Genomic DNA, 16023 nt, shown 5'->3' on the forward strand with positions numbered 1-16023 from the left:
GCTAGGCTCCTCTCTCCAGGCGCGTCCGGAGCTCGTCGGGGAGCCCCGCGCGCGCGATGTCGGCGAGCGTCCGTTCGAGGTCGTACGCGACGCGCTCGAACGAGATCCGCCCCGAGGCCCGGTCCCAGATCGCGAACGCGGCGCGCGTGTCGCCGTCGCGCGGCTGGCCGACGGACCCGGGGTTGACGAGGCACGCGCGTCGCGGCAAAAGCGCGAGCTCGCCCGCGCCAGCGAGCTTCTTCCGGCCGGACGGCAGATCGACGTGCGCGGCCGCGACGTGCGTGTGGCCGTGGAAGCAGAGCGAGATCCCCTCCCGCCGGATGTGCTCGAGGTTCTCCTCGTAGGTCAGGTCGTAGACGTAGGCGAGGAGGCGGCTCGGATCGCGCGGCGCGCCGTGCACCGCCATCCAGTCCTCGTCGCGGTGCTCGAGCGGCAGCGACTCGAGCCACGCGAGCTCGCCGCCGCCGAGCTCTCCCCGCGTCCACGCCGCGCACGCGCGCGCGAGCCGGTTCATCCCGCGATCGAGCCGCCCCGTCACGATCGCGTGGTCGTGGTTGCCGCGGACGAACACGCCCGGCAGCTCCGCGAGGCGCGCGATGCACGCGGCGGGGTGCGGGCCGTAGCCGATCGCGTCGCCGAGGAAGAGGAACGTCGACGCGTCGCGCTCCCGCGCCGCCAGGAGCACCGCCTCGAGCGCGGGCAGGTTGGCGTGGACGTCCGCGATGACGGCGACGCGCGCGCTCCGCCCGAACGCGCGCCGCCCGAGCCGGACGGTGGTGCGATCGGCCGCGAGCCCGGCCACGAGCGCGTCGCGCATCGGATCGAAGGCCTCGGCGAGGGGGTAGCCGAGCACCTCCTCGACGATGCGGGCGTGCTCGTCGCTCGTGACGTCGTGCTCGTCGAGCGTCGCGCGCAGGATGCTGCCCCACGTGCGCCAGGTGCCCGCCTCGATCGACGGCTCCTCCGGGATCCGCGCCGCGATCGCGAACGCGACGTGCCGCGGCGAGAGCTGCGAATAGAGCTCGTCGTCGAGGTAGTAGAGCCGCTCGCGCCCGTCCTCGAGCGCGAAGTTGGCGGGGTTCAGATCGAGCCCGAGCCCGGAGCGCCGCTCCGCTTCGAGGGCGAGCGCGATCATCTCGTTCCAGCTCCACAGCCGCTCGTCGATCGCGTCGAGCGTTCGCAGCGTCCGGAGCTCGCGACAGACGCTGAGCGGCAGCCAGCCCTCCGCCGTGCGCAAGAGCGCCCAGCGCTTGCTCGGATGCCACACCCCCGCGCGCGCCCCGCGCTGCCGGCACGCGAAGAGGCGCTCCCGAAGCTCGGCGGACGACGGCGCGAGGAGCGCGAGGTTCGTCTTCAGCACGAGCCCGTGCGACGCGAGCAGCCTCGTCGTCGGCTTCGCCGATCCATCGACGCGGCCGGCCACGCCTACCTTGTGCTGCCACTCGCGCGCGTCGCGGGCGGTGAGGAGGAGGAAGACGGCCTCGGCGTCGAGCTCGCCGGGGGCACCGAGGAGCTCGACGTCGGCGGGAGAGCGCGGGCGCGGGAACCAGTCCGCCACGGTCAGGGCAGCGTCTGCTTGACCGCCGCGAGGCTGCTCCGCAGCGCCGCCCACCCCATGCCCTGGTTCGTCGATTTCCGCGTGATCATGACGACGACGGCGCCCTTGTCCTTGATCACGGTCATGAAGTGGAAGGTCTTCGGCGAGGAGATGAAGACCTCCTCGAACGAGTCCTTGAGCTGCTCGCCGCGCTGGCTGCTCAACAGCTCCTCGATCCGGCGGACCGTCTTCCCGCGGAACATCTCGACCGCCGCCGCGGCGACGGCGTCGAGGTACGCCTGCGTGAAATACGGCACGGTGTGGTGCACGCCCATGAGCATGCCCGTGTTCAGGTCCACGACGCCGACCGCGAGGCAGTCGTCCACCTTCTCCAGCGTCGAACGGCAGATGTCTTGCGTGCTGGTCATGATCCCCTCCTCAGGCCGCGCCTTCGATCTCGGGGAGCGCGGCGCGGGTCTTGGCGATCACCATTCCGATGTTCGCGGAGCCGCGACAGACGAATACGGCCGACTGATCGCGTTTCTTCTTCGAGCGCAGGAAGACGTGAAGCAGGTTTTCGCTGAACACGATAATCTCTTTGAAGTAGTGATTGCCGTCTTCCGCCTGTCCGCGCGAGCGGCGAAAGAGCTTTTCGATCGCGGTGACGCTCTGGCCCTGGAACAGGTCGGCGGTCGCGGCGGCGACGAGGTCGAGGACCTCCTGCGGGTGGGAGTCGACGGTCTTCACGCCGAGGAGCATCCCGGTGCTCATATCGACATAACCGGCCGCGACGCACTCGGGGACGTTCTGCTGGGCCTTCGAGAGAGCGGTATCAAGCGACATTCGGTGATCTCCTTGGTTCGATGAGTTCGGTGGACTTGGATGTTGGCGGGGAGCTCGCTGGGCGCACCGCGGCCTCGAACGCGCGCAGAAAGGCGATCTGGGCGTCGGACTGGATGCAGCGCGGGTTGATCTGGCGCACGCGTTCGATCGCGCGGACGGCGGACTCGCCGCTCCACACGAGCTGCGACGCGAGGAGGGTCCCGGTGCGGCCGAGGCCGGCCCGGCAGTGGAGCGCGACGACGCGGCCGCGCGCCATCTCCGCCGCGACGCGCGCGCACAGCGCGATCGCCGGCACGACGTCCGGCGCGCCCATGTCGGGGATCGGGAAGTGGATCGGCGCGACGCCGATCGCCGCGAGCCGCTCCGGCGCGACGGTGACGCTCTCCTCGAGCGTCACGAGCACGCCGACGCCGAGCTCCGCGAGCCCCGCGAGGTCGTGCTCCAGCTCCGCGACGATGCCGGGGCGGGGGAGGCCGCCGAGGCGCCCCGGGACGATCCAGAAGAACCCGCGCGGCCCGGCGGCCCGCGCTCCGAGCGCGCCGGCGGGGAGCGGCGTCGGCTGCGGCGAGCCCTCGTCGAGGTCGTCGCTGCGCGCGCCGGGGCTCGGCGCCGGGCAGCTCCCGGTCGCGACGAAGCGACGCCCCAGCTCCGTCGCGGGCGCGCGGAAGAACTGCGCCGTCGGCGCGCTCTCGACGATCGTGCCGCCGGCGAGGAGGCAGGTCGTCCCTCCCGCCGCGAGCGCGTGCCGCTGGTTGTGCGTGATGAAGAGCACCGCGCGGAACGCGGCCTGCGCGCGGAGGAGCGCGATGACGTCGATCGCGGCCTCGTCGTCGAGGCCGCTCGTCGGCTCGTCGGCGAGCAGCACGAGCGGATCGCCCGCCGTCGCGCGGACGATCGCGAGGAGGCGCTGCTCCGGCTTCGGGAGCGTGACGACGTCGGCGTCGAGCCGATCGACGAGCGAGCGGAGGCCCACCCCGCGGAGGAGATCGCGCGCGATCGCGGTCTGCGCCGCGGGCTCGAGCTTCTCCCGGTTCGGGAGCGCCGAGACGAGGTTCTCGCGCACGCTGCTCATGAAGAACCGCGAGTGCTGCATCACGAGGCCGACCCCGCGCCGCGAGCCCCGCGCGTCGAGCTCGGCGACGCCCCACGTCGAGAGCGACGGGTGCGCGTCGTTCACCCCGGCGAGGGTGCGGAGGAGCGCCGACTTCCCGGAGCCGGCCGGCCCGACGAGGACGACGAGGCCGGTCTCCGGCAGATCGAGGTCGACGTGCGCGAGGACGGGCGTCCCGTTGAACGCGAGGCCGAAGCCGCGCAGGCGGAGGACGGCGCGCTCACGCACGAAGGCGCCCTCCCGTGTGCATGAGGCGGCGGCCGAGCGACGTCAGGTAGGCCCAGCCGAGCCCTTGCGAGCACTGCCGGCTCAGGACGAGCCAGAGGACGCTCCGCCGCCGCGGCAGGAGCTCCGCGCCGAAGCACCACACCGTCCGCTCGCGCGTGACCATGCTGCGAAAGCGGAACCCGACGTCGTCCGCGCGCGGAGGTGCGTCGTCGCCGAGCGGCGCCGCGACGGCGAGGACGCTCGATCGCTTGTGGGCGAGGTCGAGCACGTACTCGGGCGCGAGCGCGCCGCCGGCGCCGCACGAGCACGTTCGATCGTCGAGGTCGGTCACGAGCGCGGCGAGCGTCTCCGGCGCGTGGCCGAGGAAGTCGCGGAGCGCGTCGATGATCGAGGCGTCGCCGCCGACGGTCCAGGGCCGGCCGCTCCGCTCGATCGCGGCGGGCTCGGGGGCGCGCTCGTGCGTCGCGAGGGTCGAGAGCGTCGCGAGCGCGGAGCCCACCGTCGCGTCGGGCGCGAGCCGGCACCAGAGCGAGCGCCGCGCCGGGAGCGCCGCGCCGGCGAGGGTGCCTTCGGGCGTGCGCAGCGCGACGAGCTCGGCGCCGTCCAGCACCGTCGCCTCGACGAGCGCGCCCGCCACCGTCGCGCGCGCCCCCTTCGGCGCGACGTCGATCTCCTCCACTCCCGCGAGGAGCTGCGCCCAGACGACGCCGTCGACGGCGTCGACGATCCGCGCCGCCTCGTCGTCGCGCGCGAGCGAGACCGGAGCGGGCGTCTGATCCGAGCGCGGCGCGGCGTCGTCGGCGCTCGTGTCGAGCTCGGCGACGTCGAACGTCAGCGTCGACTCGTAGCGCGCGAACTGCTCGGTGCGGTCGAGGAACACCGTCTGGCCGGGGCCGCCGCGGCAGAGGACGTCGAGCGCGAGCTCGATCTGATGGCGGAGCGCGCCGCGCACGTCGTCCCAGCTCGCGACGCCCCAGCTCACGAGCGTCTCGCCGAGCGGCCGCTTCTCGCGGCGGCACGACTCGAGGATGTCGCGGAAGGAGTCGGGATCGATCTCCGCCGTCTCCTGGAGGTGGCGCGTGAACGCGAACGGGTGCTCCGAGTCGGTCGCCCACGCGAGGCGGCCGCGCTGCAAGTAGACGTGGACCTCCGCCGTCCGCGAGGCGCAGATGAACTCGCCGGTCCCGGCGCGGAGGGCGATCCCGCGCAGGGTCTCGAACGGGCGCGGATCGGTCGTCATCGCGCCCCTCGCCGATAGCCGCGCGCGAGCCGCGCGATCGCGCCGTGCCACGCGCCCGCGCCCGCGCGCTCGGGCCTCGCGAGGAGCGCGTCGAGCTCCTCGTCGAGCCCCTCGAGCGGCGCGAGGCGCGCGAGGACGGCGGCGGGAGGTGCGCCCGCGATCGACTCGAGCTCCACCGCGGCCGCGTGGACGATGACCGCGTCGTGCTCGAGGAGCTCCTGGCGGCGGTTCACCTGCGCGAGCATGCGCACGAACGCGACGAGGTCCTGCCAGAGGCGCATCCCGGCGGTGGGGTCCTTCTCGTGGCGGAGCCAGTCGAGGATCCTCCGCTGCACGTCGCGGAGCTGGAGTCGATCGCGGACGCGGAGGCTCGGGTACACGTCCCAGCCGACGAGCATCGCGATCGCGGTGCCGGCGGCGCGGAGCGCGGCGTGGAGCGTCCCCGGCGTCGGCTCGCCGGCGGCGAGGACGCGCGCGCGGAGCCTCGCGCACGCGCGGCGGACGCGGAGCGAGTCCTCGAGCTCGGACGCGAAGTCGAACGCCGCCTCGCCGTAGCCGGCGCGCGCGAACGCGAGGTCGATCGACGTGAGCGCCTTCCTCACGCGGCGGAGCGCGCTGTCGCACTCGCCGACGATCGCGATCGCGTCGCGACAGGCCTTCACGCGCTCGAGGCGCTCGGCGCGCTGGCGCAGCTCGAGGTGCGCGAGGAACGCGATGTCGCCGACCGCCTGCAGCGACGACGACGACTGGGCCGCGATCGCGGCGTCGATCGCCTGCTCGAAGCCGGCGTAGGGCGCGGCGAGGGGGTCGCCTTCGGCGCGCTCCTCCGTCGACGCGACCGCGCCGTACGCGACACGCACCTCGGCGATCAGCCCGTTCGCGGACGCGAGCAGCCCCGACACGATCGGCTCGAGCTCCGAGGCGAGGCGATCGGGCGGCATCGACTCGTAGGCGCGGATGTCGACCGCGAGCACACGCGCCGTGAGCGAGGCGAGCTCGGTCTTGAACTTCGCGAGCTCGCGCGGACGCTCCGGCATCGGACCGCCGAGTGTCCGTTCCATCGCGCGCGTTCGATACTGTCCGATCGTTCGCGCTCCCTGTCTTCCGATGCAGGCGGGTCACACGAGCAGGCGGAGCAGCGCGGCGCGTCCGGTCCTGCCGAGCCGCCGGAGCACGGCCACGCGGCGCCGGCGGACGTGCGCGGGCGAGGTCCCGAGCGTGGCCGCGGCCGCGGCGACGGGTTGCTCGAAGCCCGCCAGCACCGCGCGATCGAGCGCGGAGAGCCGCGCGCCGAGGGCCGCCTCCTCGAGCAGCCCGCGGTTCGCCGTCGCCGCGTCCTCCGCGCGCACGCGCTGGACGCTCAGGCGGACGTGGTCCTCGCTCAGGCGCTCGGCCTCGAGGACCTCGTACAGCTCGGGCGCGCGCTCGCGCACCGTCGTCGCGCGCGGCTCCCGCGCGAGGAGTGGGCAGTCGGCGCACGGAACCGAGCAGTGGTGGAGCACCTCGTGGCAGCGCGGGCCGCCGGACAGGAAGTAGTGACGGACCTCCGCGCCGATCGTGAGGCGGCGGAGGTGGCCGAACGTCGCGGGATCGATCTCGATCTCGTACTCGATCGCGGGCGAGTCCTCCGCGGCGCGCTTCTGCTCGACCGCGGCGCAGACGACGAGGACCGCGCCGGAGTCGATGAGCGCCCCGCGGAGCGTGAGCTCGACCCGGCCCACGCCGTCGGGCATGACGATCGTGCAGATCGTGTCGCGCCCGAGGATGCCCTCGAGGGCCCGCCGCGCGAGCTCCCAGAGCGGATCCATCCGCGAGCCCTCCAGGAGCTCCGCGCCCGGCTCGAGCTCGAGCAGCGCCGCGAGCCGCTCGTCGAAGAGGCGCACCTGGAGCGTCCGATCGATCACCAGCGCCGGCGCGCATCGAGCGGCGAGGAGCTCCGCGAGCGCTTTCCAGTCCATCGAGCTCGTACGACAGCAAACCGAGGCCGGCGCGCCTACCGCTCGGCGGGGCAGGGCCCACTCGCTCGAAGTACAGTCGCGGCGCCGGGCGCGCGGTCAGGTGATCAGGCGCACGAGGTCCGCGCGCGAGTCCGCGCCGAGCTTCTCGAGGACGTTGGCTTGATGGAACTTCACCGTCCGGATGCTGATCCCCAAGATCGTCGCGATGTCGGCGAGCGAGCGCCCCATCAGGAGGTAGGTCAGCACCGCGCGCTCGCGCTCGGAGAGGTGCGCCGCGTCGGCGAGCGAGCGGAGCTTGGACTCGTGGATCGCGTTGAGTGTCCGCTCCGAGATCCGGCGGAGCCGCACGCGGATGCGGTCGTCCTGCGCCTCCGCGGTGACGACCTCGTAGATGTTCTCCGGTCCGCCGATCCAGCGCGCCGCCGTGCGCGGCCAGCGCGTCGCTTCGTGCTGGAGCGCCGGGCAGTCGTTGCACGGCGTGCCGTGTCCGTGGATCGCCGCGTAGCAGCGCTCGGGCAGGACCTTCAGCCGCGGGCCGCGCGGCGTGGTGAGGCTGATGAGCCGGCCGAAGTCGGAGACGGAGGAGGCGATCTCGTAGTCGACCTCGTCCTCGCACGCGAGGGTGTGGGCTTCGAGCGGCTCCGCCGACGACACGGTGAGGAGGAGCCCTTGCTCGTCGTTTCGGCCGACGAGCGCGGCCTGGAGCTTGAGGACGAAGCGCGCGTTCTGCGGCGTGCTCGCCTCGCAATCGAAGGAGCGCAACGTCCCGGAGAGCGCCCGTTCGATCCGTGAGCGGGCGACGACGGCGTGCGCCGTGGGTGCGATCGCCTCCGACCAGTGACGTCCTTCGATGTCCTCGCGCTGCCAGCCGAGGAGGGTCTCGAAGGACGTGCTGAACATGCGAACGTAGCCGTCGCGATCGAGCAGCGCGCATGCCTGTCCTTGGTTGGCGAAGTGAAGTGCGACCGCTTGCCAGCTCACCACGTCGGCTCGCTCCCTCTCCCCCTACGGTCTCTCCCCGTCGAGACATCATTCACGCGGTCGTCGTGCGTTCCATGGAAAACGCTGACGCATCGCTGCTCAGCGCTGCTCAATGCTGCTCAGCGCTGCTCACCAGCTGCTCGGGTCCTCGTGCTCCGCCGCGCGAGCTCCTCTCGATCGCGGACGAGCTCTGCGACGCGCTCGAGCCCGCGCGCGAGGCAGCGGCGAAAGGTGCTGTACGGCATCGCCATTTCGGCGGCGATCTTCTCGTGTTTCCCCGCGCGCTCGAAGTACACCGCCTCGAGCACCTCCCGCTCCTTCTTCTCGCGGTATCCGCTCCCGAGCGAGGTGACGATCTGCCGGAGCAGCCGCTCGAGCACCACCGCTTTGTCGGCCGGGATCGCGTCGGCGCTCGCCTCGGCCGCGACGACGCTGAGCGAGAGGAGCGGGCTGTCGACGAGCCGCTCGGGGCGCTCGAGGAGGAGGAGCGCCTCGCGCACCGTCGCGGTCGATATGAGCGGCGTGGAGATGGGGACGGTGGGCAGATGAACGGTCCCCCGGACGTCGCTCGCTTCGAGGAGGGCGGTCAGCACCGCGCGCGGCGAGATCCCTCGAAGGTCGCTGTAGATCTGAGAGTGCGGTCCCACCATCTCCGGCGCGTCGCAGAAGGGCAGGTCCATCGTCGCGATCGGGAGCTCGTTGCTCGGGAGCGTGAAGATCGCCCCGACCGCGTGCGGCCGCGCGAGCACGATCGGGAAGAAGCGCCGGAAGAGCGACTGCGAGGTGGCGGCCCAGGCCCCCGCCGCCGCGTCCTTGCCGATCCACGAGAGGACCGCGATCACGTGCTCGTCGGCCGCGAGCGTCGCGCGCTGCCGGAGCAGCTCGAGCGCGGACGCGAGCTCGGTGTCGTCGCGGATCTCGCCGAGCCGCGCCGCGTTCGCGAGCGTGATCGTCACGTACTGGCAGATCCCTTCGATCCCGTCGGCCCCTTCGACGACGATCGTGACGGCGTAGCCTCGATCCAACCGCCGGAGGAGCGCCGCGGCCGCGCGCTCGTCCCCGAACGCGGCGGACGCGACGTCGATCGCGGCGCGCTCGGTCCGCCGCGCGATGCGGGCGAGAGGGAGTCGGTCCGCGCGCGAGCCGGCGAGGAGCCGGACGAGCGGCCGGTCGTCGAGCGAGTCGAGGAGGTCGTCGAGGACCGGCACGAGCATCGACACTGTCTCCATCTCGAGCTGCAGCCCGACGTGATGGACGAGCCGCCGTTGCAGGTCGGCGTAGCGGACGGGGGACCGCGCGCGCAGGCGCCGCGTGAGCGCCTCGCGCACGACGAGGGGCATGCGGTAGCCGATGCCGCTCGCGTCCGGGACCGCGACGGTGGCGAGGACGTCGAACGCGGCGGCGGGGTCGACGTCGTCATCGAGCAGCGGCGCGAGGATCTCCTCCGTGACCCGCGCGGGGATCGAGGCCGCCTCCAGGAGCTCGCGCCGGCCGGCGACGTCGAGGCCGAGCCCGAGCTCGAGCTCGGCTGCTCCGCGAATGGTGCCGGCGAGGGTGACGACGCAGAGCGGGTGGCCGAAAGCGCGCCGGACCAGATCGCCGACGTGCTCGGGCGGCACCCCGAGGCTCGTCGCGAGCTCGGCGATCTCCTCGTCCCCGAGCACGGCGAGCGCCATCACGCGCGGCTTGCGGAGGGACGCGCCCCACGAGCGAGGATCGGGCGATCGTCGTGACGCGACGATCACGCGGCAGTCGGCGGGGAGGATCGAGCACGGGTTCTCGGCCCCGTCGTCGCGCGCGTCCTGCCAGTGATCGAAGTTGTCGATGATGACGACCCACCCCCGCATCCCGAGCGCGCGCGCCCGCGCGACCCGCTCGAGCGGCGAGCGCGCGGGCGGGCCGCCGGTGATCTCGAGCGCGATCGCCTCTTGCGTCGGCGGGACGCGGCGCGCGTCGATGCGGACGCACGGGCAGCCGAGCTCGTCGCAGCGCGCGGCGAGGGCGGCGAGGAGGGCGCTCTTCCCGATGCCGAGCGGCCCCTGGACGTAGAGGACGTCGTCGCTCCCGTCGGCGAGGTAGTCCTCGAGCTGGGAGAGCTCCGCGACGCGGCCCACGACGTAGGGGATGGAGCGGGAGGTGCGACCGCGCTTCCCCGCGGTCTCGAAGAGGAGGAGCCACGTCTCGTCGCCGACCGCGGCGCTGCGCGCGACGAGGGTCCGGCCTTCGATCGCGGGCGGGAGCGTGACCTGGCCCGTCAGGCGATGCGCCGCGAGGAGGGCGAGCCGGCGCGCCGGGAGCGGGAGCAGATCGAGGAGGAGGCGGCCCTCGAGCGGCGGCGACGTGTCGAGCCACCGGGCGAGCCGGCGATCGGCGCTGACGAGCCGCATCTCCGCATCGACGACGCCGATGAGTTGCTCGTTCGCGCTGGGCTCTCCCATCTTTGCGATCAGCCGTCCATGCTCGCGCCGCTTCGCGGGGCGCGGGCCGAGCGCCAAGATACCAACGAGCGCGCTCTCCTCCGGCGCTTTCGGCGCGCTCGATCGCGGCGCGATCTAGGCCTCCCGCCGCTTCGACTCGAGGGCGAGCGTGAGCTCTTCGACGAGCGCGTCGCGGTCGCGGAGCGCGCGCTCGAGCGACGCGGCGTCGAGCGGTGAGGCCGCGAGCGCGTCGACGAGGCGGCGCTCCAGCGCGTCGATCGTCGCGTCTCGCGACTCCGTGAGCTCGCGGACCCGGGCCTCGAGGCGGGCTATCCCGTTCCGCAGCTCGAGGACCTCTCGCTGCGTGTCGCGGAGGAGGGACTCCGTCGACCGGAGCTTCTTCTCGTGCGCGCCGTGCTCCTGCTGCGCGGTCGCGAGGCGGGCGGCCGCGTCGCGCCGCTCGGCCTCCTTGCGCGCGATCGTCTGCTCGAGCCGCGTCTGCTCGCGCACGCGTTGCTCGAGCTCGAGGCGGAGCGGCGCGAGGAGCGCCTCCTCGTCGATGATCGGGGCGGGCGCCTGCGCCGCGAGCTCGCGCCGCGCCGCGTCGCGCTCGGCGGCCACGCCCGCGAGCCGCTCCTCCAGCGCGCGGAGCTGGCGCGCCCGCGTGTCCGCTTCACCGGCGCGCGCCTCCGCGGCGGCCGCGCTCGCGGCCTCGGCGTCGGCGAGACGAGCGCGGAGCGCGTCGAGCTCGGAGCCTGCGACGAGGCGGCGGAGCCAGGCGAGGAGCCCTTTGCTGTTTGGCGCGAGCGCGCTCTCGTCGCGGCTCATGGCTCGATGCTCCAGAGCCAGGTGTCCGCGATCGCGAAGGTCGCGGCGGTCGTGGCGGTCGTGGCGGTCGCGTTCTTCGCGTTTTTCGCGTCGAGGCGGACGCGCTCGAGCGCGCGAGCGTGAAGCGCGGCGCGCGCGTCGTCCGCGGCGGCGTGCGGGATCGCGCGCGCCGAGAGCGCGCCGGCGCGCAGGGTGAAGGCGCCGTGTGTGTCGTCGACCGCGAGGGCGCCCGTCGCGATCGCGCGGGCGAGCGCGCGGAGCGTGCGGCGTCCGCCCGGCTCCGGCCACACGTCGCCGCGCGGCGCGTCCTCGTCCGGCAGCGGCGGACACGTCGCCGCGCCGAGGCGCGCCGAGCCGTCGAGCCGCGCGAGGAGCGTGGCCTCGTCTTCGGCCGCCGGCATGGCCTCCGCGCCGATCTGCACGAGGTCCCGCTCGACGAGCGTCGCCGCGCTCCGGATCGCGCGCATGACGGTCTCGCGCACGCCGGCCCCGTTCGTCACGCTCGCGGGGACGACCTCGATCGCGGCCGGGATCGCGAGCGCCGCCGCGACGGCCTCGGGTGTGAGCGCGTCGGGGAGGTCTTGTTGGTTCGCCTGGACGATGATCGGGGGAGGGGCCGCGCGTTCGGCGAGGCGCGCGAGGAGGAGCTCGAGCGCCGGCTTCGCCTCGCGGACCCCGGCGCGCGTGCTGTCGCAGACGAACACGATCACGTCGGCCTCGAGCGCGATCCGGAGGCGGCGGATCGAGAGACCGCCGCGGCCCGGCGTCGTGACGAGCTGGGCGCGCAGCGGATACCCGCCGACGACGCCGCCGTTGAAGGTGAGCCAGTCGAAGTAGGTGGTGGCGGTCTCGGTCCGTCGCGGCGACGAGAGCTCTCCGCGCCGCTGCGCCGAGAAGGTCTCGACGAGCGCGGCGAGGTTCGCGGTCTTGCCCGAGCCGGACGGCCCGTCGTAGACCACGCGCACGATGACGTGGCCGTTGCGTCGATCGAAGGCACCCATGAGGCGGAGATCGAGAGTCGCCCGACGGCGCCGGGTCGAATACTGTCCGTCGGGGTCGTCGTCCTGATCGACGAGCCAGGCGACGCCGCGCGGCCGTGGTCAGGGCCGCGGGTACGTCATGACGAGGCTCATCCAGCACTCCTCGCTCGTCGGGTTGACGTAGGCGTGTGGGACGTCGGCGGTGAACGCGATCGCGTCGCCTTTCGCGAGGTCGAAGGTGTCCGCGCCGAGCTCGAGGACGAGGCGCCCCTGCGTGACGAGGAGGTGCTCGCGCGTGCCGGCCGCGTGCGGCTCGGCGTCCTCGCGCGCGCGGGCGGCGAGGAACAGCTCGTAGAACTCGAAGCTGCCTTTGTCGTCGGGCGAGAACAGCGCGCGGGACGAGAAGCGCCCGTCGGCGTCGGTGATCGGGCGCGCGCTCGTGCGGCGGAAGATGCGCGTCGCGAGGTTGGTCGGCTGCGCGAGGAGCGCCGAGAACGGCACCTCGAACGCGCGCGCGAGCTTCCATAGCGCGCCGAGGCTCGGGACGGTGCGGCCGATCTCGACCTGCCCGAGCGTCTGCCGGCCGACGCCGGTGAGGCCGGCGAGGACGTCGAGGCTCCAGCCGCGCGCGGTGCGGAGGCGCTTCAGGTTCGCGCCGACGACCGCGTCGAGCGGGGTCGCTTCTTCTTCGACCGCGGTCTTCTCCTTCTCCGCCTCCGCGCTCCCTGGCTTCTCCGCGCTCCCTGGCTTCTCCGGCGTGACGATCGCGAGGCCCGCTTCCCGCCACGCGGCGGTTCCGCCGTCGAGGTTGAGCACCTCGCCGGCCCCGTTCTTCAGCGCGAGCTCGGCGGCCTGCCGGCTGCGGCCGCCGCGCTCGCAGACGAAGAGCACGCGTTTCCCGAGCTGCGCGCCGGCGAGGTCCTCGCGGAGCCGGCCGAGCGGCACGAGGCGCGCGCCGGGGAGGTGACCGGTCGCCCACTCGTGCGGCTCGCGCACGTCGACGACGTCGATTTCCTCTTTCGCGATGAGCTCTTGCGCGTCGCGCGGGGCGACCGTCCGTACCATCGGATCTTGATATCGCGAGCGCGCCGCGCCGAGAAGCTCCTCTGCTCGCCCGCGTCAGCGGCCGGCCTGGAGTCGGTGCAGCGCGCGCACGAGCGCGTCGATGTCCTCGCACGTGTTGTACGGCGCGAGCGAGGCGCGCACGGTCGCTTCGTGACCGAACCGCCGGAGGATGGGCTGCGCGCAGTGATGCCCCGAGCGCACGGCGATGCCCTCTTGATCGAGGAGTCCGCCGACCTCCTCCGTCTTCTGCCCGTCGAGCACGAACGAGAGCACGCCCGCCTTCTCGCGCGCGGTCCCGATCATGGTGAGGCCCGGCACGGTCGCGAGCGCGCTCGTGCCGTACTCGAGGAGCTCGTGCTCGTAGCGCTCGACGTTGTGGACGCCGACGCGCGAGAGCCAGTCGAGCGCGGCGCCGAGGCCGACCGCGTCGGCGATGTTGCCGGTGCCGGCCTCGAAGCGAGCGGGCGCGGGCTGATAGGTCGTGCGCTCGAACGTCACGTCCTGGATCATGTTGCCGCCACCTTGCCACGGCGGCATCGCGTCGAGCAGCTCCGCGCGCCCGAACACCGCGCCGATGCCGGTCGGCGCGAACACCTTGTGCCCGGAGAACACGAAGAAGTCGCAGCCGAGCTTCTGCACGTCGACTGGCATGTGCGAGACCGACTGCGCGCCGTCGAGCAGCACGATCGCGCCGTGGCGGTGCGCCATGTCGATCATCTCCGCCGCCGGCGTGATCGTGCCGAGCGCGTTCGACACCTGCGTGAACGAGACGAGCTTGGTCCGCGGGGAGAGGAGCTTCTCGTACTCCTCGAGGATCACCTGCCCGCGGCTGTCGACCGGCGCGACCTTGAGGCGAGCGCCCTTCTCCGAGCAGAGCTGCTGCCAGGGGACGATGTTCGCGTGATGCTCGAGCCAGGTGATGACGATCTCGTCGCCCTCGCGCACGTTGCGCCGTCCCCAGCTCTGCGCGACGAGGTTGATCCCCTCCGTCGTGCCGCGCACGAACACGATCTCGCGCGGCGACGGCGCGTTGATGAAGCGGCGCACGGTGTCGCGCGCCGCCTCGTAGGCGTCGGTCGCCTTCGCCGCGAGCGTGTGCGCGGCGCGATGGATGTTCGAGTTCTCGTGCTCGTAGAAGTAGGAGAGCCGATCGATGACCGCGCGCGGCTTCTGCGTCGTGGCGGCGTTGTCGAGCCACACGAGGCGCTTGCCGCGCACGGGCTCGCTCAGGATCGGAAACTCCTTCTTGATCGCGTTCGGCTCGAAGATCCGATGCCCGAGCGTGCGGACCGACGGATCGGCCGCCGGCGCGATCTCGAACGCGTCGAGCGCGAAGCGAGGCTCCGAGCCCCACGCCGGCGCCGTCGTCGCGTCCGGCCGAGCGTCATGGAGCGGAACGCGATACCCAGGCTCGATCGGCGCCTCGAGCGCATCGAACCGCAGCGGCGCATCGAACGGCGCGCCCGTCGCCGGGAAGACCGCGTCCGTCGCCGGGAACGCGCTTTTCTCCGCCGTGCTCGGCAGCGACGGCGTCAACGCCGCGGTCGGCGGGGACGAGTACGCGCTCGTGTCCGTCGGTTGCGGGACGCCCGCCGCGGGCGGAGGCGGCGCCGCGTACATGTGATTCGCGAGCTGCGAGATCGCGTGCGTGAGCGAGATGGGATCGAGCTCGGGCGTCGTCGGCGCGCCGGGGACCTCGGCTCCGGCGAGCGAGATCCCGGGCGTCGACGTCATGATCGCGGCCGGATAATTGGGAGTCTCCGTCGTCCGCGGCATGTGCGCGGTCAGCAGCGAGACCTCGCCCACGGGCGGAAGTCCCACGGGCGGACCGCCCTTGGGCTCAGGCGTACTCATGGTAGTTGTCGATCACCACGCCCTCCAGGCATCCGAGCGCGTCGTGCGTGAGCACGGCGACGGAGCAGTAGAGCGAGATGAGGTACTTCGCGGTGCCCGCCTGATCGATCCCCATCATGCGGACGGAGAGGCTCGGGTTCACCTCGCCGGGGAGGCCCGGCTGGAAGAGGCCGACGACGCCGCGCTTCCGCTCGCCGACGCGCATGAGGAGGACGTCGGTCCGGTTGTCACGGATGCGGATCTTGTCGCTCGGGATGAGCGGCAGCCCACGCCACGTGAGGAACGGCGAGCCGAAGAGCGACATCGTGGGCGGCGGGACGCCCCGGCGCGTGCACTCGCGCCCGAACGCCGCGATCGCGCGCGGGTGGGTGACGAAGAAGGCGGGCTCTTTCCAGACCGTCGCGATGAGCTCGTCGAGGTCGTCCGGCGTCGGAGGCCCCTTCCGCGGCGCGATGCGCATCTCGGGATCGACGTTGTTCAGGAGCCCGTAGTCCTTGTTGTAGAGCATCTCGCTCTCTTGCCGCTCTTTGATCTTCTCGATCGCGAGCGTGAGCTGCTCCTTCACCTGGTCGTACGGGCTGCGGAACAGGTCCGAGATGCGCGTCTGCACCGCGATCGTGGTGGTGCACGACGCGAGGACGTACTCGCGCGGGTTCGGCTCGTAGTCGTTGAAGGCGACGGGCAGGTCCTCGCCCTCGGCGGGGCTGCACTTGACGTCGAACTTCTCGTCGAGCGCCTGATTCACGCGGTACACGCCGGCCTCGACCGGCGTCCAGGGGATCATTTGCGTGAGCCAGCGCGGCGTCGCCCCCCGCCATTGCGGCGGCGTCTTGGTCGTATTCGCCAGCTGCCGTGCAGCGCGTGCACCGATCGATTGAGCGGTCATCTACGAGACTCCTTCTGAGCCGCGTCTTATCCGCCCGACCGCACCAGAGCAATTGTCACCGCGCCACGCCGTCACTCTCCTCTGCCCAAGCGGAT

At 72.9% G+C, this 16023-nt stretch carries 14 protein-coding genes; all 14 read right to left on the reverse strand.

Going from position 1 to position 16023, the window contains the following annotated elements; translation table 11 throughout:
- Position 1: 1 nt before the first annotated feature.
- Complete coding sequence (locus KF837_35110; GenBank protein ID MBX3232610.1) at positions 2-1558, reverse strand: metallophosphoesterase family protein; 1557 nt, start codon at positions 1556-1558, stop codon at positions 2-4.
- Positions 1559-1560: 2 nt separating this feature from the next.
- Complete coding sequence (locus tag KF837_35115) at positions 1561-1965, reverse strand: hypothetical protein (protein MBX3232611.1); 405 nt, start codon at positions 1963-1965, stop codon at positions 1561-1563.
- 10 nt (positions 1966-1975) lie between these two features.
- Positions 1976-2380, reverse strand: coding sequence for a hypothetical protein (locus KF837_35120; protein MBX3232612.1), 405 nt, complete (start codon positions 2378-2380; stop codon positions 1976-1978).
- Positions 2370-3719 carry an ATP-binding cassette domain-containing protein gene (locus KF837_35125; GenBank protein ID MBX3232613.1) on the reverse strand — a complete coding sequence of 450 codons (1350 nt, stop codon included), beginning with the start codon at positions 3717-3719 and terminating at the stop codon, positions 2370-2372. Before KF837_35125 ends, KF837_35120 begins: the two co-directional genes overlap by 11 nt.
- On the reverse strand, positions 3712-4959 hold the full coding sequence (locus KF837_35130; GenBank protein MBX3232614.1) for a hypothetical protein: 1248 nt from the start codon (positions 4957-4959) through the stop codon (positions 3712-3714). Before KF837_35130 ends, KF837_35125 begins: the two co-directional genes overlap by 8 nt.
- On the reverse strand, positions 4956-6020 hold the full coding sequence (locus tag KF837_35135; GenBank protein MBX3232615.1) for a hypothetical protein: 1065 nt from the start codon (positions 6018-6020) through the stop codon (positions 4956-4958). The genes KF837_35130 and KF837_35135 overlap by 4 nt, the downstream gene beginning before the upstream one ends.
- Before the next feature lie 57 nt (positions 6021-6077).
- Positions 6078-6917: a hypothetical protein gene (locus KF837_35140; GenBank protein MBX3232616.1), complete on the reverse strand. Its 840-nt coding sequence runs from the start codon at positions 6915-6917 to the stop codon at positions 6078-6080.
- A 96-nt stretch (positions 6918-7013) separates the two neighbouring features.
- Positions 7014-7898 carry a PAS domain S-box protein gene (locus KF837_35145; protein ID MBX3232617.1) on the reverse strand — a complete coding sequence of 295 codons (885 nt, stop codon included), beginning with the start codon at positions 7896-7898 and terminating at the stop codon, positions 7014-7016.
- Between the two features lie 119 nt (positions 7899-8017).
- Positions 8018-10336 carry a hypothetical protein gene (locus tag KF837_35150; protein MBX3232618.1) on the reverse strand — a complete coding sequence of 773 codons (2319 nt, stop codon included), beginning with the start codon at positions 10334-10336 and terminating at the stop codon, positions 8018-8020.
- 114 nt (positions 10337-10450) lie between these two features.
- Positions 10451-11143, reverse strand: coding sequence for a hypothetical protein (locus KF837_35155; GenBank protein MBX3232619.1), 693 nt, complete (start codon positions 11141-11143; stop codon positions 10451-10453).
- Positions 11140-12144 carry a hypothetical protein gene (locus tag KF837_35160; protein ID MBX3232620.1) on the reverse strand — a complete coding sequence of 335 codons (1005 nt, stop codon included), beginning with the start codon at positions 12142-12144 and terminating at the stop codon, positions 11140-11142. Before KF837_35160 ends, KF837_35155 begins: the two co-directional genes overlap by 4 nt.
- A 99-nt stretch (positions 12145-12243) precedes the next feature.
- Complete coding sequence (locus KF837_35165) at positions 12244-13188, reverse strand: helix-turn-helix domain-containing protein (protein ID MBX3232621.1); 945 nt, start codon at positions 13186-13188, stop codon at positions 12244-12246.
- Positions 13189-13242: 54 nt separating this feature from the next.
- Positions 13243-14808 carry a cysteine desulfurase gene (locus tag KF837_35170; protein MBX3232622.1) on the reverse strand — a complete coding sequence of 522 codons (1566 nt, stop codon included), beginning with the start codon at positions 14806-14808 and terminating at the stop codon, positions 13243-13245.
- 220 nt (positions 14809-15028) lie between these two features.
- Positions 15029-15928 (reverse strand): hypothetical protein, encoded by a 900-nt coding sequence (locus KF837_35175; protein ID MBX3232623.1) that lies wholly within the window; start codon positions 15926-15928, stop codon positions 15029-15031.
- Between the last annotated feature and the right edge of the window lie 95 nt (positions 15929-16023).

Source organism: Labilithrix sp., assembly GCA_019637155.1.
Lineage (GTDB): Bacteria > Myxococcota_A > Polyangia > Polyangiales > Polyangiaceae > Labilithrix.